The sequence below is a fragment of the Micromonospora sp. WMMD729 genome (assembly GCF_049315225.1).
Taxonomy (GTDB): Bacteria; Actinomycetota; Actinomycetes; order Mycobacteriales; family Micromonosporaceae; genus Micromonospora.
This window is the reverse complement of the sequence record NZ_CP186059.1, coordinates 5,362,430-5,386,261: the sequence shown is the minus strand read 5'-3', so window position 1 is coordinate 5,386,261 and position 23,832 is coordinate 5,362,430. Positions and strand designations below refer to the sequence as shown.

At 71.6% G+C, this 23,832-nt stretch carries 16 protein-coding genes and 1 tRNA gene; 12 read left to right on the top strand and 5 right to left on the bottom strand.

Features of this window, described 5'->3' with window-relative positions; translation table 11 throughout:
* Window positions 1–10 precede the first annotated feature (10 nt).
* Complete coding sequence (locus ACN263_RS24590) at window positions 11–2,392, top strand: ATP-binding cassette domain-containing protein (protein ID WP_422736677.1); 2,382 nt, start codon at window positions 11–13, stop codon at window positions 2,390–2,392.
* 480 nt (window positions 2,393–2,872) lie between these two features.
* Here ACN263_RS24590 and ACN263_RS24585 read toward each other — a convergent pair.
* From ACN263_RS24585 to ACN263_RS24570, 4 genes are all read right to left on the bottom strand, one after another.
* Window positions 2,873–2,944: transfer RNA gene (locus ACN263_RS24585), tRNA-Arg, on the bottom strand.
* Window positions 2,945–3,038: 94 nt separating this feature from the next.
* Entirely contained in the window at window positions 3,039–3,731 is a 693-nt protein-coding gene (locus ACN263_RS24580) for a winged helix-turn-helix domain-containing protein (protein WP_422736676.1), read from the bottom strand.
* A gap of 540 nt (window positions 3,732–4,271) precedes the next feature.
* The gene (locus tag ACN263_RS24575) at window positions 4,272–4,940 is read right to left on the bottom strand and encodes a DUF305 domain-containing protein (RefSeq protein WP_422736675.1); all 669 of its coding nucleotides are present in this window, start codon (window positions 4,938–4,940) and stop codon (window positions 4,272–4,274) included.
* A gap of 8 nt (window positions 4,941–4,948) precedes the next feature.
* Window positions 4,949–5,749, bottom strand: coding sequence for a DUF3105 domain-containing protein (locus ACN263_RS24570; protein ID WP_422736674.1), 801 nt, complete (start codon window positions 5,747–5,749; stop codon window positions 4,949–4,951).
* A 98-nt stretch (window positions 5,750–5,847) separates the two neighbouring features.
* On the opposite strand from ACN263_RS24570, the gene argS reads away from it, so the two are divergent.
* The 11 genes from argS to prfA all read left to right on the top strand — a co-directional run bounded on the left by argS (window position 5,848) and on the right by prfA (window position 22,265).
* The gene (argS, locus tag ACN263_RS24565) at window positions 5,848–7,515 is read left to right on the top strand and encodes an arginine--tRNA ligase (RefSeq protein ID WP_422736673.1); all 1,668 of its coding nucleotides are present in this window, start codon (window positions 5,848–5,850) and stop codon (window positions 7,513–7,515) included.
* Window position 7,516: 1 nt separating this feature from the next.
* The gene (lysA, locus tag ACN263_RS24560; protein ID WP_422736672.1) at window positions 7,517–8,902 is read left to right on the top strand and encodes a diaminopimelate decarboxylase; all 1,386 of its coding nucleotides are present in this window, start codon (window positions 7,517–7,519) and stop codon (window positions 8,900–8,902) included.
* A gap of 8 nt (window positions 8,903–8,910) precedes the next feature.
* Complete coding sequence (locus ACN263_RS24555) at window positions 8,911–10,221, top strand: homoserine dehydrogenase (protein WP_422740810.1); 1,311 nt, start codon at window positions 8,911–8,913, stop codon at window positions 10,219–10,221.
* 136 nt (window positions 10,222–10,357) lie between these two features.
* Window positions 10,358–11,407: a threonine synthase gene (gene thrC, locus ACN263_RS24550; RefSeq protein ID WP_421472926.1), complete on the top strand. Its 1,050-nt coding sequence runs from the start codon at window positions 10,358–10,360 to the stop codon at window positions 11,405–11,407.
* Between the two features lie 113 nt (window positions 11,408–11,520).
* Window positions 11,521–14,802, top strand: a complete 3,282-nt coding sequence (locus ACN263_RS24545; protein WP_422736671.1) for an efflux RND transporter permease subunit — start codon at window positions 11,521–11,523, stop codon at window positions 14,800–14,802.
* A gap of 156 nt (window positions 14,803–14,958) precedes the next feature.
* Complete coding sequence (locus tag ACN263_RS24540; protein ID WP_422736670.1) at window positions 14,959–15,774, top strand: polysaccharide deacetylase family protein; 816 nt, start codon at window positions 14,959–14,961, stop codon at window positions 15,772–15,774.
* A gap of 11 nt (window positions 15,775–15,785) precedes the next feature.
* Window positions 15,786–17,030: an MFS transporter gene (locus ACN263_RS24535; protein WP_422736669.1), complete on the top strand. Its 1,245-nt coding sequence runs from the start codon at window positions 15,786–15,788 to the stop codon at window positions 17,028–17,030.
* A gap of 66 nt (window positions 17,031–17,096) precedes the next feature.
* Entirely contained in the window at window positions 17,097–18,041 is a 945-nt protein-coding gene (thrB, locus tag ACN263_RS24530; RefSeq protein ID WP_422736668.1) for a homoserine kinase, read from the top strand.
* A gap of 295 nt (window positions 18,042–18,336) precedes the next feature.
* Window positions 18,337–20,442 (top strand): transcription termination factor Rho, encoded by a 2,106-nt coding sequence (gene rho / locus ACN263_RS24525; RefSeq protein WP_422736667.1) that lies wholly within the window; start codon window positions 18,337–18,339, stop codon window positions 20,440–20,442.
* A 395-nt stretch (window positions 20,443–20,837) separates the two neighbouring features.
* Window positions 20,838–21,062: a 50S ribosomal protein L31 gene (gene rpmE / locus ACN263_RS24520; RefSeq protein ID WP_007464546.1), complete on the top strand. Its 225-nt coding sequence runs from the start codon at window positions 20,838–20,840 to the stop codon at window positions 21,060–21,062.
* A gap of 114 nt (window positions 21,063–21,176) precedes the next feature.
* Entirely contained in the window at window positions 21,177–22,265 is a 1,089-nt protein-coding gene (prfA, locus tag ACN263_RS24515; RefSeq protein WP_422736666.1) for a peptide chain release factor 1, read from the top strand.
* 12 nt (window positions 22,266–22,277) lie between these two features.
* Here the strand turns inward: prfA and ACN263_RS24510 are convergent, their stop codons facing one another.
* Window positions 22,278–23,825, bottom strand: a complete 1,548-nt coding sequence (locus ACN263_RS24510; RefSeq protein WP_422736665.1) for a diguanylate cyclase domain-containing protein — start codon at window positions 23,823–23,825, stop codon at window positions 22,278–22,280.
* Window positions 23,826–23,832: the final 7 nt, after the last annotated feature.

Below are 23,832 nucleotides of genomic sequence, written 5' to 3'. Positions count from 1 at the left end.
TGGAGAGACGATGAGCAAGGCCACGGACTCGCCCGCGGCACACGTCGCCGACCGCCACGACCTGATCCGGGTGCAGGGCGCTCGCGTCAACAACCTCAAGGACGTCACGGTCGAGCTGCCGAAGCGCCGGCTCACGGTGTTCACCGGTGTCTCGGGCTCGGGCAAGAGTTCGTTGGTGTTCGGTACCATCGCCGCCGAGTCGCAGCGGATGATCAACGAGACCTACAGCGCCTTCGTGCAGGGCTTCATGCCGACGCTGACCCGGCCCGAGGTCGACGTTCTGGCCGGGCTCACCACCGCGATCATCGTCGATCAGGAGCGGATGGGCGCCAACGCCCGCTCCACCGTCGGCACCGCCACCGACGCCAACGCCATGCTGCGCATTCTGTTCAGCCGGCTCGGGCAGCCGCACATCGGTTCGCCGAACGCCTTCTCCTTCAACGTCCCCTCGGTCCGCGCGACCGGCGCGATCACCGTCGAGCGCGGCGCGGGCAAGACGAAGACCGAGAAGGCGACCTTCAACCGCCTGGGCGGCATGTGCCCGCGCTGCGAGGGCATGGGCGCGGTCACCGACTTCGACCTGTCCGCGCTCTACGACGCCAGCAAGTCGCTCAACGAGGGTGCGATCACCATTCCGGGCTACAGCATGGAGGGCTGGTACGGCCGGATCTTCCGGGGCTGCGGCTACTTCGACCCGGACAAGCCGATCAGCAGGTACACCAAGCGGGAGTTGCAGGACCTGCTCCACCGGGAACCGACCAAGATCAAGGTCGAGGGCATCAACCTGACGTACTCGGGCCTGATCCCGCAGATCCAGAAGTCGTTCCTGTCCAAGGACATCGACACGTTGCAGCCGCACATCCGGGCCTTCGTGGACCGGGCGGTCACGTTCACCACCTGCCCCGACTGCGACGGCACCCGGCTCAGCGCCGAGGCCCGCTCGTCGAAGATCGCGGGCAAGAGCATCGCCGACGTCTGCGCCATGCAGATCAGCGACCTGGCGGCCTGGGTCCGGGGCATCGAGGAGCCGTCGGTCGCGCCCCTGCTCAGCGGGTTGCAACACCTCCTCGACTCGTTCGAGGAGATCGGGCTGGGCTACCTGTCGCTGGACCGGCCGTCCGGCACGCTCTCCGGTGGCGAGGCGCAGCGCACCAAGATGATCCGCCACCTCGGGTCCTCGCTCACCGACGTCACGTACGTCTTCGACGAGCCGACGATCGGGCTGCACCCGCACGACATCGCCCGGATGAACGGCCTGCTGCTGCGCCTGCGCGACAAGGGCAACACCGTCCTGGTCGTCGAGCACAAGCCGGAGGCCATCGCCATCGCCGACCACGTCGTCGACCTCGGTCCCGGCGCCGGCACCGGCGGTGGTGAGGTGGTGTTCGAGGGCACCGTCGACGGGCTGCGCGCCAGCGACACCCTGACCGGGCGACACCTGGACGATCGGGCCGCACTGAAGTCGTCGGTGCGTACCCCGTCGGGTGTGCTCGAGGTGCGGGGCGCGAACGCCCACAACCTGCGCGACGTCGACGTCGACATTCCGTTGGGCGTCCTCGTGGTGGTGACCGGCGTGGCCGGTTCGGGCAAGAGTTCGCTGATCCACGGCTCGGTGTCGCCCCGGGAGGGGGTGGTGTCGGTCGACCAGAGCGCGATCCGCGGTTCCCGACGGAGCAACCCCGCGACGTACACGGGCCTGCTCGACCCGATCCGCAAGGCGTTCGCGAAGGCCAACGGCGTGAAGCCCGCGCTGTTCAGCGCCAACTCCGAGGGCGCCTGCCCCGGCTGCAACGGCGCCGGCGTCATCTACACCGACCTGGGGATGATGGCCGGCGTCGCCGCCACCTGCGAGGAGTGCGAGGGGCGGCGGTTCCAGGCGTCCGTACTGGAGTACCGGTTCGGCGGCCGGGACATCAGCGAGGTGCTCGCCATGTCGGTGACCGAGGCGGAGGCGTTCTTCGGCTCGGGCGAGGCGCGTACCCCGGCCGCGCACGCCATCCTCGACCGTCTCGTCGACGTCGGGCTCGGCTACCTCAGCCTCGGCCAGCCGCTGACCACCCTGTCCGGCGGCGAACGGCAGCGGCTCAAGCTGGCCACCCGGATGGCCGAGAAGGGTGGCGTCTACGTCCTCGACGAGCCGACCACCGGCCTGCACCTCGCCGACGTGGAGCAACTGCTCGGCCTGCTGGACCGGCTCGTCGACTCCGGCACGTCGGTGATCGTGGTCGAGCACCATCAGGCGGTCATGGCGCACGCCGACTGGATCATCGACCTCGGCCCCGGCGCCGGCCACGACGGCGGCCGCATCGTCTTCGAAGGTACCCCCGCCGACCTGGTGGCCGCCCGCAACACCCTCACCGGCCAACACCTGGCCGAATACGTCAACGCCTAACCCGCCCCCGCCCCGCCCTGCCCCGCGCCCCGCGCCCCGCGACCCCGCGATCTTGCACTTTCTGTGGCGACACAAGGCGCATTCCGCCCCAGAACGACAACCGGAACTGCAAGATCGCGGAGTCAAGGGGTTCGGGGTGGGGCAGGGGCGGGGTGGTTCAGCGCGAGCTGCCGGCGAGGGCGCGTGTCTGGGTTCGGCCTGGAACGATTCGACGTGAGTTGGCACCGGAGGACGTGGGTCCAGGGCTCAGGCCCGGGATGGGCTGTCGTGAGCTGGTACCGGAGGACGTGGGTCCAGGGCTCAGGCCCGGGACGGGTTGACGTGAGCTGGTACCGGAGGACGTAGGTCCAGGGCTCAGGCCCGGAACGGGTCGACGTGAGCGGGCACCGGGAGCGTGGGGTCCGGGGCTCGGCCCCGGAGCAGAAATGACAAGCGCCCCAGGTCCGCGTTCTTCAGCGGACATGGAGCGCGTAAAGCTTGTGCCCCCGGCAGGATTCGAACCTGCGCCCCCGCCTCCGGAGGGCGGTGCTCTATCCCCTGAGCTACGGGGGCTCAGCGACGGGAGAAGACTAGCAAACCTCCCGGGCGTACGCCGAATCGGTATCGGGTGGGCCGATCGTGTCGCGTCGACCGGCCCACCCGGCACTCAGGCCGCGACGGCCCGCCCGCAACTGGGCAGCGGGTGCAGGACGATCCGCCGGGGCAGCCGGCGCGGCCACTCGTTGCGGGGCCAGGATCCGTCCACGATCAGATGGACGGTGCGCTGCTCCTCGCCGCTGAGTCGCAGGACGAAGTCCCGGGGGAGCGGCGGGTCGACCGTCGGTGTCGTGATCATGAAGCGCACCCGGCCCCGGGATGAGACGGCGGAGATCACGTCGGCGGCCGGCATCGTGCCGCGCAGCCGTACCCGCCCGATCCAGTAGACCTCGGCCAGGTGCTCCTGGGCCGTCCGGGTGATCGCCGGGTACTCGCTGCGTACCCACCGTTCGACCGCGCTGACGCAGAGCCCGCAGGCCCGCTCGCGCGGTTCGCGCGGACCCAACCCCCAGGCCCGCAGGTACGCCCCGACCGCTCCCACGTCCAGCGGAAGGTCGAACCGGCGCTGGATGAGCGTGGTGAGGCTCTGCCGTGTCCACAGCTCCTCGTCCAGGCCGAACTCGTCGGGGTGGACACCCCGGAGTGTGTCGATCAGTTCGAGTTCCTGGTCGCGGCTGAGCATTCCCGGCTCGCCCTGCCGCTGTCCGCGACGGACGGCTGCCACCGCCCCGTCACCGCCGATGGTGTGGCGTCGGCACCAACTGGTGACCGAGCGCCGTGCGTCTCTGAGTGCAACCCCCACGTCTTGGGCAACGAGCCCGAATCACAACTGGTCACGATATGTGTGGAGAAAACTCTCTAAGCAACGCAATCGCCTGTCTAACGCAAAGCTCCCGAAAGCGACGAGACGGTATCTATAGGGCGTGGAGCCGTCGGATGGCCCCGCAGACCCGGCGGCGAGGGCGCAGATCGGCGGCGTCTTGAGGTGGCACGTCACCAGGTCGCCGATGTGGCGGCATCCGCACGCCTGGACACCGCCACATCGCCGATCAGCGGCGCCCCGACGGCGGGGAGGCCGTGATCGTCTCGGGTTCTCGGAAGTCGGGGTGTCCCGGCCGCGCCGACAGCCCACCTTGCAGGAAACCGAGTCGATCATCGAGCCCGCGCCCCGCCGCGTCGCCCCGCACCCCGCCGCATCGCCCCGCGCCCGCCTACGTCGCGCTGCGGCCCGCTCGGCCTTGTCGCGGCCGGCTACGGCCTGGGGCAGTGGCCGTACATGGGCCGGGCCCGCGTCCCGCCTCGGTGTGGCGGTGACGCGGGCCCGGTACGCCCTCGGAGTAGATCAGCCCTTGGCCTGCGCCTGGAGCTGCCGGAGGTTGTTCAGCTCGGACTGCTGGGTCGACTTCATGGTCTCGGCCACGCGTACCACCTCGGCGTTGTCGGTCTCGGCGAGCGCCGCGTCGATCATGTGGATGCCGCCCAGGTGGTGGTTGTACATGAGGGCCAGGAACTGGCGGTCGACCTCGATGCCCTTGGCGTCGCGAAGGGCGGCCATCTGCTGTGGTGTGGCCATGCCCGGCATGAGCCCGTCCTTGACGGTGGCGCCGTCGGACATCCACGACATCGGCGGCTCCGAGCCGGTCGGGCTCAGCCCCCATTCGCGCAGCCAGGTCTGCATGGCACCGATCTCGCCCTGCTGGCCGGTGGCGATGTCGACGGCGATCTGCCGGACCTCGGGCAGCGTCGCCGACCGGTACGCGATCAGGCTCATCTCCACGGCCTGGGTGTGGTGGGTCGTCATGTCCCGCGCGAAGCCGGCCTCGACCGAGGCGTCACCCGGGCGGGTGAGCCGCGGGGTGAGCAGACCGCCGGCGTACCCGAGCAACAGCCCCACCACCAGCAGGGCGGCCAGCGCGAGCACACCGTAACGCCGCGCCGGTGCCCGGCCGTCCTCGTCCGGGACGGCCTGGGCCTCGTCGTACTCGCTGTCGGTGGTGGCGGGGGCTGTCATCGGCGTCCTTACTGGGTGGGCGGCTGCTGCTGGAGCTCACGCGGGGTGGTGCCGGTGGCGGTGACGCCCTGGTTGCAGAGTGCCGTGGGGCCCTCGACCGAGGCGTTGACCCGGAGGTCCTTGATGAAGTCGTCGATCCGCGAGTCGTCGGCGTTGTCGACCTTGAGCTGGTAGCCCCACGCCTGGAGGGAGATCGGCTTGTCCAGGCCCTCGTACGGGCTCATCAGCATCTTCTCGACGCCACGTACCTTGCCGGCGAGCTTGTCGACCTGGTCCTTGGGCAGGTCCGGGCGGTAGGTGATCCACACCGCGCCGTGCTCCAGGCTGTGCACGGCGTGCTCGCTGGCGATCGGGGCGTCGTACACGTCGCCCATGCAGTTCTGCCAGGCCGCGTTGTGCACGCCACCCACCGGCGGCGAGTACTTGTAGGTCAGCGGGCCGGCCTTGTGTGCCTCGTACTTGAGGCTCTCCGGGTCGGACTTGCGGATGTTGGTGATGCCGTCGATGGCGTTGGCCCGCTTGTCCCACGGCTTGGAGCCCTGGAACGCCGCCCAGGAGCCGTAGCCGATGATGCCGGCCGCGATGACGCCCACGGCGACGAAGAGCGCGATCGGACCCCAGGCCCGGCCCTGGCTCACCTTGACCGGTGCCACCGGCTTGCGGGGGCCCTTGCCGCCGGCCCGGGGGGAGCCCGCCGGCTTGCCGGAACCGGCCTTGGCGCCGGACGCCGGCCGGCCCGCAGCCGGCTTCTTGCCGGTGCTGACCACGGTCGGGCGGCGCTCTGGGCCACCCGGGGTGCTGATGCTCATCGTGCCTCGTCAAGTCGGTCGGTCAGGGGAGATGGCGGGCCGGTTGACGCGCAGGGTAGCCGCCGAGTGCCCGAGTCTACCCCCGATAACATGGTTGGGTGACTCCTGCAGAACTCGCCTCGGTCGTCCTCACCGCCGCCCACGCCGTCTTCGCCGACCGTGGCCTGGATCACGCCGCGCTGCCGGAGCGCACGGTGGTGGAGCGACCGCGCAACCCCGAGCACGGCGACTACGCCTCCACGCTCGCCCTGCAGTTGAGCAAGAAGGTGGGCGTTCCGCCGCGTGAGCTGGCCACCGCCCTGGCCGACGAGCTGGGTCGGGCGCCCGGGATCAAGTCGGTGGAGATCGCCGGGCCGGGCTTTCTCAACATCCGGCTGGACGCCGCCGCCGCCGGCCAGCTCGCCCGGGCGATCGTCGAGGCCGGCCCGGAGTACGGCCGCAGCGACCGGCTCGCGGGCGAGAGGATCAACCTGGAGTTCGTCTCGGCCAACCCGACCGGCCCGGTGCACATCGGTGGCGTCCGCTGGGCGGCCGTCGGCGACGCGTTGAGCCGGCTGCTGCGGGCCACCGGTGCCTACGTCGGCACCGAGTACTACTTCAACGACGCCGGCTCGCAGATCGACCGGTTCGCCCGGTCGCTGCTGGCCGCCGCGAAGGGCGAGGCCGTGCCGGAGGACGGCTACGGCGGCGCGTACATCGCGGAGATCGCCAATGAGGTGCAGGCCCGCCGGCCGGACGTGCTCGACCTCGACGACGCCGCGGCCCAGGAGGTGTTCCGGGTCGAGGGTGTCGCGCTGATGTTCGACGAGATCCGGTCGTCGCTGCGCGACTTCGGGGTGGAGTTCGACACCTACTTCAACGAGAAGGATCTGCACGACCGGGGCGAGCTGGATCTCGCACTGGCCCGGCTGCGCGAGCAGGGGCACCTGTACGAGTCCGAGGGCGCGACCTGGCTGCGGACCACCGACTTCGGTGACGACAAGGACCGGGTGCTGCGCAAGTCCAACGGCGAGTGGACCTACTTCGCGGCGGACTGCGCCTACTACCTCGACAAGCGCGAGCGCGGCTTCGAGCGGGTCGTGATCATGCTGGGCGCCGACCACCACGGTTACATCGGCCGGATGAAGGCGATGGCGGCCTGCTTCGGCGACGATCCGGACCGCAACCTGGAGATCCTCATCGGGCAGCTGGTCAACCTGCTGCGCGACGGCGCCCCGATGCGGATGAGCAAGCGGGCCGGCACCGTGATCACTCTGGAGGACCTGGTCGACGCGATCGGCGTGGACGCCTCCCGGTACGCGCTGGCCCGCTACTCCAGCGACTCCCCGATCGACATCGACATCGAGCTGTGGACCCGGGCGACCCGCGACAACCCGGTCTACTACGTGCAGTACGTGGCCGCCCGGACGGCGGGCGTGGCCCGTAACGCCGCCGAGGTGGGCCTGGTCCCGGGCGACGCCGACGCGTTCCGCCCCGAGCTGCTGGACCACGAGAAGGAGAACGAGCTGCTCAAGGCGCTCGCCGAGTTCCCGGCGGTGGTGGCCACGGCGGCCGAGCTGCGCGAGCCGCACCGGGTGGCCCGCTACCTGGAGGAGAGCGTTGCGGCCTCCTACCACCGGTTCTACGACAACTGCCGGGTGCTGCCGTTGGGCGACGAGGAGGTCACCGACCTGCACCGGGCCCGGCTCTGGCTCAACAACGCCACCCGCACGGTGATCGCCAACGGTCTGCGCCTGCTCGGCGTCTCCGCCCCCGAGAGGATGTGACATGCGGGCTCACGAGGCGGGCGCGCTGCACGCGGACATCAGCAACCAGGGGCCGGCCTGGCTGCGTACCCCGGTCGACGTCAACGCCCTCGTGCCGGCGCTGTGGCCGCGGTCGGTGGGGCGCGGCGCGGACGGCGCGGTCACCGTCGCGGGCCTGAGCGTGCGCGACATCGCGGCCGAGTTCGGCACCCCGGTGTACGTCCTCGACGAGGCCGACCTGCGCTCGCGGTGCCGCGACTTCCGGGCGGCCTTCCCGACCGAGGACGTCTACTACGCGGGCAAGGCGTTCCTCTGCCGGGCGGTGGTCCGGATGATCGCCGAGGAGGGCCTGTACCTGGACGTCTGCACCGGCGGTGAGCTGGCCACCGCGCTGTCGGCGGGGATGCCGCCGGAGCGCATCGGCTTCCACGGCAACAACAAGTCGGTCGCCGAGCTGGGCCGGGCGTTGGACGCCGGGGTGGGCCGGATCATCGTCGACTCGTTCACCGAGATCGACCGGCTCACCGCCCTGGCCCGCGAGCGCGGTGTCCGGCCCCGGGTGCTGGTCCGGGTGACGGTGGGCGTCGAGGCGCACACCCACGAGTTCATCGCGACCGCCCACGAGGACCAGAAGTTCGGCTTCTCGCTGGCCGGTGGGGCCGCCGCGAACGCCGCCTTCAAGATCCTCGACGAGGACGTGCTGGAGCTGCGTGGCCTGCACTCGCACATCGGTTCGCAGATCTTCGACGCCAGCGGCTTCGAGGTCTCGGCCCGACGGGTGCTCGCCCTCCAGGCGCAGATCCGCGACGCCCGTGGGGTGGAGCTGCCCGAGCTGGACCTGGGCGGCGGCTTCGGCATCGCGTACACCACCCAGGACGACCCGGCCGCCCCGCAGGACCTGGCCAAGCGGCTCCGCAAGATCGTCGACTCGGAGTGCGCCGCGGAGAACCTGGCCGTACCGCACCTGTCGATCGAGCCGGGCCGGGCCATCGTCGGGCCGGCCGTGTTCACCCTCTACGAGGTCGGCACGGTCAAGGACCTCGACGGCATCCGGACGTACGTGAGCGTGGACGGCGGGATGAGCGACAACATCCGTACCGCCCTCTACGACGCCTCGTACTCGGCGACGCTGGCCTCGCGCGCCTCGGACGCGCAGCCGTTGCTCGCCCGCGTGGTGGGAAAGCACTGTGAGTCCGGGGACATCGTGGTGAAGGATGAATTCCTGCCCGCCGACGTGCAGCCCGGAGATCTTGTCGCGGTGCCCGGCACCGGCGCGTACTGCCGGAGCATGGCCAGCAACTACAACCATGTGCCCCGGCCGCCGGTCGTCGCGGTACGCGACGGCCAGGCGCGCCTGATCGTCCGGCGGGAAACCGAAGAGGACCTGCTGGCATTGGATGTGGGATGACGTCACCTGTGCGCTTGGCTCTGCTCGGCTGCGGCACGGTCGGCCAGGAGGTGGTCCGGCTGCTGCACGAGCAGTCGGCCGACCTGGCCGCCCGGATCGGCGCTCCACTGGAGATCGCCGGCATCGCCGTCCGCCGGCTCGGCCGCGACCGCGGTGACCTGCCGATCGACGAGAACCTGTTCACCACCGACGCGCTCGGGCTGATCAAGCGCGACGACGTGGACGTGGTGATCGAGGTGGTCGGCGGGATCGAGCCGGCCCGGAGCTGGCTGGTCGAGGCGCTGCGCGCCGGCAAGAGCGTGGTCACCGCCAACAAGGCGCTGCTCGCCGAGGACGGCGTGGCGCTGCACGAGGCCGCCGCCGAGGGCGGCGGGGACCTCTACTACGAGGCGTCCGTCGCCGGTGCCATCCCGCTGCTGCGCCCGCTGCGCGAGTCGCTGCACGGCGACCGGATCAACCGGGTCACCGGCATCGTCAACGGCACCACCAACTTCATCCTGTCCGCGATGGACGCCACCGGCGCCGGCTTCGCCGAGGCCCTGGAGGAGGCCACCGAGCTGGGGTACGCCGAGGCCGACCCCACCGCCGACGTGGAGGGCTTCGACGCGGCGGCCAAGGCCGCCATCCTCGCCTCGCTGGCCTTCCACACCCGGGTCGGCGCGGCCGACGTGCACCGCGAGGGCATCACCGAGGTGACCGCCGCGGACATGGCGAGCGCCCAGGCGATGGGCTGCACGATCAAGCTGCTCTGCATCGCCGCGCGGGGCGTCGACGCGGCCGGTCAGGAGACGGTCAGCGTCCGGGTGCACCCGGCGATGATCCCGCGCAGCCACCCGCTGGCCAGCGTCGGCGACGCGTTCAACGCGGTCTTCGTCGAGGCCGACGCCGCCGGGCAGCTCATGTTCTACGGCCGGGGCGCGGGCGGCGCGCCGACCGCCAGCGCGGTGCTCGGCGACGTGGTGGCGGTGTCCCGCAACCGGCTCGCCGGCGTGCGTGCGGCCAGCGAGAGCGCGTACGCCGACCTGTCGGTGCGGCCGATGGGTGAGGCGCTGACCCGCTACCACGTCAGTCTGGACGTGGCCGACCGATCCGGTGTGCTGGCCGCCGTGGCGAGCGTGTTCGCCCGGCACGACGTGTCGATCGCGACCGTGCGCCAGGGCTCGGCGGGTGGTGCTCCCGGTCGGGACGGCGACGCCGAGCTGGTCATCGTCACCCACGTCGCGCCGGACGCCGCGCTCGCCGCGACCGTCGAGGAGCTGCGTGGCCTGGACATCGTCCGGTCGGTGACGAGCGTTCTGCGGGTCGAGGGCGGCGCCTGAGTCGTTGGGCCATCAGACGGCCCGGGCGTCCCGCCAGGTGGGTAACCCGGGGTGTGCCATCGATGGCTCCGGCAGGGTGGTCCAGGGTGACCAGGTGCTCGGGTCGAGGCGGCGGTAGAGAGGCGAGGAGAGCGACATGTGGCGGGGTCTGATCGAGGCGTACCGGGATCGGCTGCCCGTCACCGCGGCCACGCCGGTCGTCACGTTGCACGAGGGGAACACCCCGCTGTTGCCGGCGCCGGTGCTCTCGGCCCGGTTGGGCTGTGACGTCTACCTGAAGGTGGAGGGCGCCAACCCGACCGGCTCCTTCAAGGACCGGGGGATGACCCTCGCCGTGTCGAAGGCGGTCGAGGCCGGCAACAAGGCGATCATCTGCGCCTCCACCGGTAACACCAGCGCCTCCGCCGCGGCGTACGCGGCCCGGGCCGGGCTGACCTGCGCGGTGCTGGTGCCGCAGGGCAAGATCGCGCTGGGCAAGCTGGCCCAGGCGCTGGTGCACGGCGCGAAGCTGCTCCAGGTCAGCGGCAACTTCGACGACTGCCTGGCGCTCGCCGCCAAGCTGGCCCAGGACCACCCGGTCGCGCTGGTCAACTCGGTCAACATCGACCGGCTGCACGGGCAGAAAACCGCCGCGTTCGAGATCGTCGAGGCGCTCGGCGACGCCCCGGACATCCACTGCCTGCCGGTCGGCAACGCCGGCAACATCTCCGCGTACTGGATGGGGTATGCAGAGGAGCAGGCCGCCGGCGCCACCACGCGCGCGCCGAAGATGTACGGCTTCCAGGCGTCCGGTGCGGCGCCGATCGTGACCGGTCAGGTGGTGCCGGAACCGTCCACCATCGCCACCGCCATTCGGATCGGCAACCCGGCGAGCTGGACCAAGGCGCTCGACGCGCGGGAGGCCTCCGGCGGCCTCATCGCGGCGGTGACCGACCGGGAGATCCTGTCGGCGTACCGGCTGCTCGCCCGTGAGGTGGGCGTCTTCGTCGAGTTGGGCAGCGCGGCCAGTGTGGCGGGTCTGCTCCAGCAGGCCGCGGCGGGAGCGGTGCCGGCCGGTTCGACGGTGGTCTGCACGGTGACCGGCCATGGCCTCAAGGACCCGGAGTGGGCGATCTCCACCGCGCCCGCCCCGCTGACCATCGGCAACGACCCGTTGGCCGCGGCCCGCGCCCTCGACCTGGCCTGAGCGCGCCACCGCGCGGTGGGCCGCCCCTGGGGGCGGCGGGGGTTCCGGTGATCGAGTCCGGCACACTTTCACGTATCCCCGCCCGCATTCTCTTCCAGGAGTGAGCCAGGCCGATGTCGCTGCTCGCCAGATTCAGCCTCGCCAACCGAGGGCTGGTCGCCCTCATCGCGGTGGTGACCACGGCGTTCGGAGCGTTCGCCGTGCCGTCGCTGAAGCAGCAACTGCTGCCGTCGCTCGAGTTCCCGGCCGCTTTCATCGTGGCCGCCTACCCCGGCGCCGGACCCGAGATCGTCGAGTCGCAGGTGACCGAGCCGATCGAGAACGCCCTCCAGGGCATCCCCGGGCTGGACAAGATCACCTCAACGTCCCGTGAGGGTTCGGCCACCGTCCAGGTGGAGTACGAGTTCGGCACCGACCTGGACGACGTGGTCAACAAGATGCAGACCGCGCTGAGCCGGATCGACGCCCAGTTGCCGGACAGCGTCGACCCGCAGGTCATCGCGGGCAGCACCGACGACCTGCCGGCGGTGGTGCTGGCCGCGGCCGGCGGTGCGGACGAGCGGGCGCTCGCCGAGAAGCTGCGCGCCACGGTGGTGCCGGAGCTGGAGGGCATCGAGGGCGTCCGCACGGTCGAGGTGACCGGCACCCGCGACGACGTCGTGGTGGTCACCCCGGACCCGGCGAAGCTGGCCGCGGCGAAGCTCGCGCCGACCGCGATCGGGACCGCCCTCAAGTCCAACGGCGTGTCCGTGCCGGCCGGCGCGGTGGCCTCGGGCGGCCTGGCCCTGCCGGTGCAGGTCGGAACGCCGGTCGCCACCCTGGACGACCTGCGCGGCATCATCGTCGCGCCCGGCGCGACCCCGGTCCGCCTCGGCGACGTGGCGACGGTCGAGCAGCAGCTCGCCCCGGCCACCGCGATCACCCGCACCAACGGCAAGGACAGCCTCGGCGTCGCCGTCACCGCCGCGCCGGACGGCAACGCGGTGGAGATCTCCCACGAGATCCGTGACCGGCTGGCCGACCTGAAGGACGCCTCCGGCGCGGAGTTGACCGTGGTCTTCGACCAGGCGCCGTTCGTGGAGAAGTCGATCGAGTCGTTGACCACCGAGGGCCTGCTGGGTCTGCTGATGGCGGTCATCGTCATCCTGGTGTTCCTGCTGTCGGTGCGCTCGACGGTGGTCACCGCGGTCTCCATCCCGCTGTCGGTGCTGGTGGCGCTGATCGCCCTGTGGATCGGCGACTACTCGCTCAACCTGCTGACCCTCGGCGCGCTGACCATCGCGGTGGGCCGGGTGGTGGACGACTCGATCGTGGTGTTGGAGAACATCAAACGGCATCTGGAGTACGGCGAGGAGAAGCAGCACGCGATCATCACCGGTGTCCGTGAGGTGGCTGGCGCGGTGACCGCGTCCACCCTCACGACGGTGGCGGTGTTCGCCCCGATCGCGCTGGTCGGCGGGTTCGTGGGGCAGCTCTTCGCGCCGTTCGCGATCACCGTGACGGTGGCCCTGCTCGCCTCGCTGCTGGTCTCGCTGACGGTGATCCCGGTGCTGGCGTACTGGTTCCTCAAGCCGCGCGGCGGCACCGTCGACGACGAGGCGGTGCGCCGCGAGGCCGAGGAGAAGGAGCTGCGCAGCCCCTTGCAGCGGGCGTACCTGCCGGTCATCGGCTTCGCCACCCGCAAGCGGTCGACCCGTTGGATCACCGTGGGGCTCGGGCTGCTGGTGCTCTTCGCCACCTTCGGGCTGGCACAGAAGCTGGAGACGAACTTCCTGGACGACTCCGGCCAGGACACGCTCAGCTTCCGGCAGGAGCTGCCGGCGGGTAGCAGTCTGGCCTCGACCGACGCGGCGGCCAAGCAGGTCGAGGCGGTCCTCGGGCGGATCGACGGGATCGACACGTACCAGGTGACGGCCGGCGGCGGCGACACGCCGTGGGCGGGCGGCGGCGGCAACAACGTCGCGAGCTGGTCGCTGGCGCTCGGCGGCGACAAGGACGCCAAGCAGGTACGCGAGGAACTGCGGCGGGAGTTCGACAAGCTCGGCACCAGCGTGGGCGAGGTCAAGTTCGGCGGTGGCCAGGACGCGTCGACCAGTCAGCTGGAGGTGATCGTCCAGGCCAGCGACCCGGAGGTGCTGACCCGCGCGACCGAGGCGGCCCGTACGGCGATGGACGACGTCCCGGACGTCGAGGACGTCACCACGAGCCTCGCCGCGCGCGTGCCGCGGGTGGACGTGACCGTCGACCGGGTCGCGGCCGGCCGGGTCGGCCTCACCGAGGCCGCCGTCGGTCAGCTCGTGTCGCAGGCGTTCCGTGGCGCTCCGCTGGGGCAGGTGGCGCTCGACGGCCGCCAGCAGGACGTGGTGCTGCGGCTCAACGCGACCGCGCCGGTGTCGGTGGAGGAGCTGCGGGCCCTTCCGGTCGGACCGGTGAAGTTGGACGACATCGCGGACGTCACGCAGGCCGAAGGGCCGCAGCAGGTCACCCGGATCGACGGTGAGCGCAGCGTCTCGGTGACCGGCGCCGCGACCGGTTCCAACCTGGGGGCGACCACGAAGGAGCTGCAGAAGCGGCTCGACGGCATCGACGTCCCGGGCGCGACCTTCACCATCGGTGGGGTCAGCGCCGACCAGTCGGATGCCTTCGGTGACCTGGGCCTGGCCGTACTCGTCGCCATCGCCATCGTGTTCCTGATCATGGTGGCGACGTTCCGCAGCCTCACCCAGGCGTTGATCCTGCTGATCTCCATCCCGTTCGCGTCGACCGGCGCGATCGGTCTGCTGTTGATCACCGGGACGCCGCTGGGCGTGCCGGCGCTGATCGGTGTGCTGATGCTGGTCGGCATCGTGGTGACCAACGCCATCGTGCTGCTCGACCTGATCAACCAGTACCGGGCACGGGGCATGGGGGTCCAGGAGGCGGTGGTCGAGGGTGGCCGGCGGCGGCTGCGTCCGATCCTGATGACCGCGGTCGCGACGATCTTCGCGCTGCTGCCGATGGCCTTCGGGTTGACCGGCGAGGGCGGCTTCATCTCGCAGCCGCTGGCGGTCGTGGTGATCGGTGGCCTGCTCAGCTCGACGTTGCTGACGCTGATCCTGGTGCCGACGCTCTACTCGATGGTGGAGCACACCAAGGAGTCGCTGCGGGGACGCCGTACCCGCCGGCGTTCCGGCGACGCCGCGCCGAGCGGGTCGGAGACCGTCGAGCCGGACGGTCCCAACCAGGTGTCGGTGCCGGCGAGCGCACCGGCGGCGACGTCGGCCGAGAGCGCGCAACCGTCGGCGACGCGCCCCGCGCCGTCGGGTGCGCTGGTGGACGGGACGGACCAGTTCGAGGTGCTGCGGCTGCCCCGTAGCCGCACCTCTCCGCTGCCGCCGTCGGAGCCGACCGAGTAGTCGCACGGATCACACACAGCGCCCCCGGCAGGATCGCCTGCCGGGGGCGCTGCCCGTCGCGCCCGTGAACACACCGATCGCGCGACCGGACCTCGACTTTGTGTCGCCTCTTGCATACTCCTGGTAGAGGTCAGGTTTGAGGAGCGGGGCAGGCGGATGAGCGAGGGCGCGCGCGGGTGGTCCCGACGCGACCTGCTGCGCCGGGGTGCCCTGGTGGTGACCGGAGCGGCCGCCGGGGCGAGTGTCACGGACATCTGGTTGACCCACCGGCGACTCCCGCTGGCCGGCGGCCCGGCCAGCGCCACGGTCGGCAACGGCGCGCAGGACGTCGGCACCGGCGCGCTGCCGGTCGTGTGGTCGGGATCGACCACCCAGCGGCTGGTCGCACTCACCTTCGACGACGGTCCGGCGCCACAGTGGACACCCATGGTGCTGGACACCCTCGCCCAGCACCGGGTGCCCGCCACCTTCTTCCTGGTCGGTACCCAGGTGCGCAAGCACGCCGACCTGGTACGCGACCGGCTCGGCGAGCACGAGGTCGGCAATCACAGCTGGGCGCACCGAGACCTCGCGCAGTTGGACGCCGCCGCGGTGTACGACGACCTGAGCCGCACCCACGACGTGATCACCGACGTGACGGGCCGTGCGCCCCGGCTGGTCCGTCCGCCGTACGGCCACCTGGGCGGTGCGGTGCTGCACGCGGCCTCCCGGTTGAACTATCGGCTGGTGCTCTGGTCGTTGCAGATGGTCGAGCGGGAGTTCCCCGGCGACCCGGCCGGCCATGCCCGCCGGATCGTGGACGGCGTCCGGCCCGGGACGATCCTGCTCGGGCACGACGTCGGTCAGCGGCGGCGGCTGGTCGCGCTGCGCGGTCTGCCCGACATGATCACCGGCCTCCGGGCGCGCGGGTACACCTTCGTCACCGTCTCGGCGCTGCTGGCAGCGGGTGTGGCCGGCATGCCGACCGGGTAGGGTGCCGGTCCGTGGCGTCCACCCTTTCGGTCCTTACCGGCAATCGGAGCTTCCGCAACCTCTTCCTCGCCGAGTTGGTGGTCTTCGGCGCCGACTGGTTCGTCATGGTGCCGCTGCTGGTGCTGCTGCCGCAGTTGACCGGAAGCGGCGTCTGGGGTGCCCTGGTGCTGGCGGTGGACACCGGCATCGTGGCGCTGTTGCTGCCGTACACCGGCACCATCGCCGACCGCTTCGACCGGCGCAAAATCATGATCGCCGCGAACCTGGCCGCGCTGGCCGGTGTGCTGCTGCTGCTCGGCGTCCGGGACCGCGGCACGGCCTGGTTGGCCCTGGTGGCGATCGGGGCGGTCGCGGTCGCCAAGGCGTTCTACTCGCCCGCGGCGCAGGCCGCGCTGCCCAACGTGCTGGAGCCGCACGAGCTGGCCGCCGGTAACGCCGTGGCCGGCTCGGCCTGGGGCACCATGACGGTGGTGGGCGCGTCCCTGGGCGGCGTGCTCAGCTCGGCCGCCGGCCCGTACGCCTGCTTCTGGGTGGCGGCGGTGGGCCTGGCGCTGGCCGCGGGCCTCGCCACCCGGATCCGCCGGCCGTTGCAGGCGGCCCGCGACCCGCTGGCGCCGGCGCAGCGGACGTGGACGGCGGTCCGCGAGGCGCTCGGCTACATCGGGCACCGGCCTCGGGTGCTGGCGCTGGTCACGGTCAAGTCGGCGGTCGGCCTGGGCAACGGCGTACTGACCGTGTTTCCGCTGCTCGCCGGCGTGTACGGGGTCGGTTCGCTGGGCGCGGGTCTGCTCTTCGCGGTACGCGGAGCGGGTGCGCTGGTCGGCCCCATCCTGATGCGCCGGGTGTTGACCAACCGGTCCTGGTTGCTGCCCGGGCTCGCGCTCTCCATGTCGCTCTACGGTCTGTCCTATGTGGGCACGTCGGTGGTCCGCTGGTTCCCGCTGGTGCTGCTGCTGGTCTTCGTGGCGCACTTCGCGGGCGGCAGCAACTGGGTGATGTCGAACTTCGCCCTTCAGGGCGAGGTGCCGGACCGGCTGCGCGGGCGGGTGTTCGCCACCGACATGATGCTCGCGACGCTTGCCATCTCGGTGAGTCAACTGGCGGTGGCCCTGGTCGTGGACGTGGTGGACGAGCGGGTGGTGCTGGCCGGCTGCGGACTGGTCACGGTCGTGTACGCGATCGGCTGGCGGATCGCCACCCGCCGTCTCTCGCTGACCGACCCGACCGCCGAACCGGTCCCCGGCGCCACCGGCTGAGACCCGGCCGGTCCCACGGTGCGGGCGAGCGGCCGGATCGTCGGTGTCGGGTCCTAGCATGAGCGCGTGCCGACGAACTTCACCGCCGGGCCGGTCCGGGTCCGGGTCCCCGCGACGAGCGCCAATCTCGGTCCGGGCTTCGACGCGCTGGGGCTCGCCCTCGGGCTCTACGACGACCTGGCAGCCGAGGTGTCCTCCGGCGGGGTCCGGGTGGCGGTAGCCGGTCAGGGCGCCGGTGAGTTGCCGGACGACGACCAGCACCTGGTGGTGCGGGCCATGCGGGCCACGTTCGACGTGCTCGGCGCGCAGCCCACCGGCCTGATCGTCGACTGCGTCAACCGGATCCCGCAGGCGCGCGGCCTCGGCTCGTCGTCGGCTGCCATCGTCGCCGGGGTCCTGCTCGCCCGTGCCCTGGTCGCCGACGGCGAACGGCGGCTGGACGAGTCGGCCGTGCTCCAGCTGGCCGCCGAGATCGAGGGCCATCCGGACAATGTCGCCCCGTGCCTGCTGGGCGGCTTCACGTTGGCCTGGACCGAGCCGGACGGTGCCCGGGCGGTGTCCCTGCCGGTCGCCGACGCCGTACGACCCACGGTTTTCGTGCCCGCCGAGCGCGGCCTGACCGCGACCGCGCGGGCCGCTCTGCCGGCCACCGTGCCGCACGCCGACGCCGCGTTGACCGCGGGACGGGCCGCGCTGCTGGTGCACGCGCTCACCACGGACCCGGCGCTGCTCTTGCCGGCCACCGTCGACCGGCTGCACCAGGATTACCGCGCGGCCGGGATGCCAGGCACATCGGCGCTGGTCAGCGCGTTGCGAGAGGCGGGTGTGGCGGCTGTGGTCTCCGGTGCCGGGCCGAGTGTGCTGGCATTCGGGGAGCCGCCCGTGGGCCTCGACGCGGGAACAGACTGGCAGATTTGGAAGTTACCGATAGACGTCAGCGGTGCCCGGGTCGCCCGGGGTAGACTGGGACACGCCGAGCGGGACCCTGTTGCCGCAGGTCGGAAGAGTTGATTACGCTCTAGACCTAGCACAGCCGCGAAGCACGCGATCTCCTGCGGGGCGGCGCACCCCCGAAGCTCTCGGCGGTCAGCCCGTCACCCCTGCCAAGGCCCACGCCGCACCGCAGTCTCCACAGGTCGCCGCAGACGGCGAGACCTGCTCACCGACGTTTGGTGGGTCGGGAAACCACCGGCTGCTGTGTCACAGACTCCCGCGACGCGTCCTTGCGAGGCGGGTGCACCGAGGCCGCCCGGCCACCTGAGCTCCGACTCCGGGCAGTCCCGGCCTTATCGAGGGAAGGAATCCATTGAGCGACACCACCGACGTGACGTCGGATGTTTCCAACGTCGCTGGCGATGCCACCGCTGCCGCTCCCGCCCGTCGTCGGCGCAGCGGTACCGGGCTGTCGGCGATGCTGCTGCCAGAGCTGCAGAGCCTGGCTGCGTCGCTCGGCATCTCCGGCACTGCTCGCATGCGCAAGGGTGAGCTGATCGCCGCGATCTCCGAGCGGCAGGGCGGCAACGCCGCCGGAACCCCTCGACCGCGGGCCGAGGTCGCCGCCGCGGCCGCTCCGGCCCGTGAGGAGGTGCGGGAGACCGTGGACCGCCCGGCGGCCGAGGGTCGCAGCACCGACCAGGCGCCGGCCGAGCCGGCCACCGAGACCGAGAGCCGTGGTCGTTCGCGGCGTGGCCGTACCGCTGCGGCGGAGGCCCGTACCGCCGAGGCCGCTACCGCCGAGCCGCGTGCCGCCGAGGCCCGTACCGACGAGGTCGAGGGCGGCGAGCGGTCCGAACGTGGCGAGAACCGCCGCGACCGGGCCGAGCGCAACGACCGCTCCGACCGGGCCGAGCGCAACGACCGGGGCGAGCGCGGTGAGCGTTCCGACCGGGGCGACCGCAATGACCGGGGCGAGCGTGCCGACCGGGGCGAGCGTAACGACCGGGGCGAGCGTGCCGACCGTAACGACCGGGGCGAGCGTGCCGAGCGCGGTGAGCGTGCCGACCGTAACGACCGGGGCGATCGCGCCGAGCGGGGCGACCGCAACGAGCGTGCCGAGCGCAACGACCGGGGCGACCGCAACGACCGTTCGGAGCGTGCCGACCGCAACGACCGTGGTCAGCGGGTCGAGCGCGACAGCGACGACGAGGACGGCGAGGGCGGCGGTCGGCGTGGCCGGCGCAGCCGCTTCCGGGACCGTCGGCGTGGTCGGGGCGAGCGTGGCGAGACCGGCGGGGACACCGGCGGCCGTGAGCCGCAGGTCGGCGAGGACGAGGTGCTCGTCCCCGTGGCCGGCATCATCGACGTGCTCGACAACTACGCCTTCGTCCGGACGACCGGCTACCTGGCCGGCCCGAACGACGTGTACGTCTCGATGTCCCAGATCAAGAAGTACGGCCTGCGTCGCGGTGACGCGATCACCGGCGCCGTGCGGGCGGCCCGCGAGGGCGGCAACAGCGGCGACCAGCGGCGGGACAAGTACAACCCGCTGATGCGGCTGGACACGATCAACGGGATGGAGCCGGAGGAGGCGCGGCGTCGGCCCGAGTTCTACAAGCTCACGCCGCTCTACCCGCAGGAGCGCCTGCGGCTGGAGACCGAGCCGCACATCCTGACCACCCGGGTCATCGACCTGGTCATGCCGATCGGCAAGGGCCAGCGGGCGCTCATCCAGTCGCCGCCGAAGGCGGGTAAGACGATGGTGCTGCAGGCGATCGCCAATGCGATCACCCGCAACAACCCGGAGTGCCACCTCATGGTGGTGCTGGTCGACGAGCGGCCCGAAGAGGTCACCGACATGCAGCGGTCGATCAAGGGCGAGGTCATCGCGGCCACGTTCGACCGTCCGCCGCAGGACCACACCACGGTGGCGGAGCTGGCCATCGAGCGGGCCAAGCGCCTGGTCGAGCTGGGGCACGACGTCGTCGTGCTGCTCGACTCGGTGACCCGGCTCGGCCGCTCGTACAACCTGGCGGCGCCGGCCAGCGGCCGGATCATGTCGGGTGGTATCGACTCCACCGCGCTCTACCCGCCGAAGCGCTTCCTCGGCGCGGCCCGCAACATCGAGAACGGCGGCTCGCTGACCATCATCGCCACGGCGCTGGTGGAGACCGGTTCCATGGCGGACACGGTCATCTTCGAGGAGTTCAAGGGCACCGGTAACGCGGAGCTGAAGCTGGACCGGAAGATCGCCGACAAGCGGACCTTCCCGGCCATCGACATCAACCCGTCCGGTACCCGTAAGGAAGAGGTCCTGCTCGCGCCCGAGGAGCTGGCCATCATCCACAAGCTCCGCAAGGTGCTGCACTCGCTGGACTCGCAGGCGGCGATGGATCTGCTGCTGGACCGCCTCAAGCAGTCCCGAACCAACATCGAGTTCCTGATGCAGATCGCGAAGTCGACGCCGGGGGAGTGAACCTCCGTCGCTGACCAGCCGACGAGAAGAGGCGCGGCCGTTACGGCCGCGCCTCTTCTCGTTCCCCGCCTCAGCCGGACGTCACCCCGTCCCACCCCGTCTGTGCGCCACACGGTGGCGAAGGGGAGGCTGGTGGGGCCGGTGAGGGCACAGCCGTGCTCCGGGCGGGCACGCCGGCCCGGACGAATGCCGGCCCGGACGGCGGGAATGCGGACAGGGAGACCTGTGTTGACGATGCCGGACGAGGTGTGCGGCCCGCTTACCGGGTCGGCCCAGGCCCATGGCACACTGGTCAATCGGCCACACCGGTTCCGGTTCACGCCCGAGCCCGTCGCGTACGGCGCGACGAGCGATGACGGCGACCCGGCGACCACCAACGAGAGGACCGAGGCGAGATGAAGGCAAACATCCACCCGGAGTACGTGACCACCGAGGTCAGCTGCTCCTGCGGTAACACGTTCACGACCCGCAGCACCGCCAAGGGCGGCGCGATCCACGTCGAGACCTGCAGCGCCTGCCACCCGTTCTACACCGGTAAGCAGCGCGTTCTCGACACCGCCGGTCGGGTCGCGAAGTTCCAGCAGAAGTACGCCAAGGTTCAGGCCAAGAAGGCCAAGTAACTCCCCGTTCGGCGCCCGTGTCCGGTTTTCCACCGGACGCGGGCGCCGTCCGCGTTTTGCCCGGCAACACCTCTGGCCCTCCCGGTGCCGCATCGTCGAAGGAGCATCCGCAGCATGAGCAGCGAGCGTCTGGCCGGACTCCTCGACGAGTACGCGGAGCTGGAGAAGCGGCTGGCCGATCCGGCCATCCACGCCGACCAGGGCACCGCGCGCCGGGTGGGTCGCCGGTACGCCGAGCTGGTGCCGCTGCACAAGGCCGCCGGTGAGCTGGAGCAGGCGCGTGCCGACCTGGCCGCGGCCCGCGAGCTGGCCGACGAGGATCCGTCGTTCGCCGCCGAGGCGGACGCCATCGCGGCGTCCCTGCCGGCCCTGGAGGAACGCCTCGCCGAGCTGCTCATCCCGCGTGACCCGCACGACGCCAAGGACGTGATCGTCGAGATCAAGGCCGGCGAGGGCGGTGAGGAGTCGGCGCTGTTCGCCGGCGACCTGCTGCGGATGTACACCCGGTACGCCGAGCGGCACGGCTGGGTCACCGAGGTGATCGACGCGCAGGATTCCGACCTCGGTGGGGTCAAGGACGTCTCGCTGTCGATCAAGACCAAGGGCGTGCCGGACGGCGGCAACGGTGTCTGGTCGCGGCTCAAGTGGGAGGGCGGCGTGCACCGGGTGCAGCGCGTCCCGGTGACCGAGTCGCAGGGCCGGATCCACACCAGCGCCGCCGGGGTGCTGGTGCTGCCGGAGGCCGAGGACGTCGACGTCACCATCGACCAGAACGACCTGCGCATCGACGTGTTCCGCTCGTCCGGCCCGGGTGGCCAGTCGGTGAACACCACCGACTCGGCGGTCCGGATCACGCACGTACCGACCGGCATCGTGGTGTCCTGCCAGAACGAGAAGTCCCAGTTGCAGAACCGGGAGCAGGCGATGCGGATCCTGCGGGCCCGGCTGCTCGCCGCCGCCCAGGAGCAGGCCGACGCCGCCGCCTCGGACGCCCGCAAGGCGCAGGTACGCACCGTGGACCGCTCCGAGCGCATCCGTACCTACAACTTCCCGCAGAACCGGATCACCGATCACCGGATCGGCTACACGGCGTACAACCTGGACCTGGCGCTCGCCGGCGACCTCGACGGTGTCCTGGACGCCCTGGCCGAGGCCGACCGCGCCGCCCGCCTGGCCGGCGACACCGAACTGACCCGCCGCTGACCCCGCTGGGGGTCAGCTTGCGCGGGGGCGGGTCTTGGCGCGCAGCATCTCCCGGTCGGCCTGCTCGAAGGCGACGCTGAGCGCGTCGCGCAACCCGCTACCGCCGGAGACCTCGGCGAAGCCGATGCTCACCCCGACCGGGGTGCCCGGCACCAGCGACTCCCAGTCCTCGTTGCGTACCGCCGTCTCGATCCGGCGGGCCACCTCGGCGGCCTCGGCCATGCCGGTGTCCGGGAGCACCACCACGAACTCGTCGCCGCCGTAGCGGGCCACGAAGTCGCCCCGGCGCATCACCCGGTTGATCACTCCGGCGATGCGTTGCAGCACCAGGTCACCGGAGTGGTGGCCGTGCCGGGTGTTGACCGCCTTGAAGCCGTCCAGGTCGCAGACGCCGATGACGACCCGCTCGCCCCGGGTGACGACGGCGGTGATGTACCGCTCCAGACGACGCCGGTTGGGCAGCCCGGTGAGCGGGTCGGTCAACGCCTCGCCCTCGTACCGTGCCGCCTCCCGGCGCATCTCCTCGTGGTCGATCCGGGCGGCGATGCCGTCGATGTAGACGTCGCGCAGCCGGTCGTTGCGCTGGGCGGCGAGCCGGAACGCCAGCCGGTCCGCCCGGTGGGCGGCGGGATGGTCACCGGCGCGGGCGAGCGCGATGCTGCGCAGCCGGGCCGGCTCGGCCGCCCCGAGCGTCTCGGTGGACACCCGGATGGTGTCCAGCCGGGCGACCGCCTCGATGGGCCGACCGTCCGCCACGGCCAGGCAGACCATGCCGAGTTGCCGCAGGTCCCGGGCGCGGGCGCTGTCACCGCCGTGGGTGAGCAGCCGGGACGGTACGGCGTCGCCGTTCGGTTCCAGGGTGTCGCCGAGCGCTGCCTGCCGGGCCGCCGAGTACCCGTACGCGGCGAGGCTGCTGGGCCGTAGCCGGCCGGCCCGCCCGCTCTGGACGAACTGGGCCAGGTCGGCCGCCACGTCCCGGAGCACGCGCAGGCACCCGTCGCTGTCGCCGTTGTGGTCCAGCGCCACGGCGTTGCGGAGCCGGATGCCCGGGGCGGCGAACGTCTCCTCCGGGATCCCGGCGGTCAACCCGAGCTGCCGTGCGCGTTCGATCGCGCCCAGTGCGTACCCGTGGAAGCTGAGGTAGCTGTAGGCCATCGCCAGGTCGTGCCAGCCCCAGGCGGTGTCCCGGTCCGGGTCCTCCACGGCGTTCAGCGCCCGGGCCGCCTTGACGAGGTGGGTGACGCACCGGTCCAGCGCGCCCTGGTGGTGGGCGGCGAGCGCGGCCAGCGCGTTGAGGTGCCCGTGCAGGTAGGGCTCGGCGAGGTCCCGGACGGCCGCCGACGCCTCCTCGATGGCCCGGGTGAACTCCGCCGTCCGACCGAGATTGATCAGCGCGGAGAGCCGCTGGACCATGGCATCCGCGCGGGCCGCCGGGTCCGACGTGGTGCGGATCACACGTTCCAGCAGGGTGTACGACTCCGCGGAGCGACTTGCTTCCTGCAAAGCGCGGGCGTGCGAGAGAGTGTCAACCTGGTCATGGACCCGGTCGAGCCAGCCCACCCACAAC

What these genes read in the sequence shown, in the direction of transcription:
- ACN263_RS24590 (WP_422736677.1), top strand. Translation starts at nt 11, where the DNA reads ATGAGCAAGGCCACGGACTCGCCCGCGGCACACGTCGCCGACCGCCAC.
- ACN263_RS24575 (WP_422736675.1), bottom strand. Translation starts at nt 4,940, where the DNA reads ATGACAGCCCCCGCCACCACCGACAGCGAGTACGACGAGGCCCAGGCC.
- ACN263_RS24570 (WP_422736674.1), bottom strand. Translation starts at nt 5,749, where the DNA reads ATGAGCATCAGCACCCCGGGTGGCCCAGAGCGCCGCCCGACCGTGGTC.
- lysA (WP_422736672.1), top strand. Translation starts at nt 7,517, where the DNA reads ATGCGGGCTCACGAGGCGGGCGCGCTGCACGCGGACATCAGCAACCAG.
- thrC (WP_421472926.1), top strand. Translation starts at nt 10,358, where the DNA reads ATGTGGCGGGGTCTGATCGAGGCGTACCGGGATCGGCTGCCCGTCACC.
- ACN263_RS24545 (WP_422736671.1), top strand. Translation starts at nt 11,521, where the DNA reads ATGTCGCTGCTCGCCAGATTCAGCCTCGCCAACCGAGGGCTGGTCGCC.
- ACN263_RS24540 (WP_422736670.1), top strand. Translation starts at nt 14,959, where the DNA reads ATGAGCGAGGGCGCGCGCGGGTGGTCCCGACGCGACCTGCTGCGCCGG.
- rpmE (WP_007464546.1), top strand. Translation starts at nt 20,838, where the DNA reads ATGAAGGCAAACATCCACCCGGAGTACGTGACCACCGAGGTCAGCTGC.
- prfA (WP_422736666.1), top strand. Translation starts at nt 21,177, where the DNA reads ATGAGCAGCGAGCGTCTGGCCGGACTCCTCGACGAGTACGCGGAGCTG.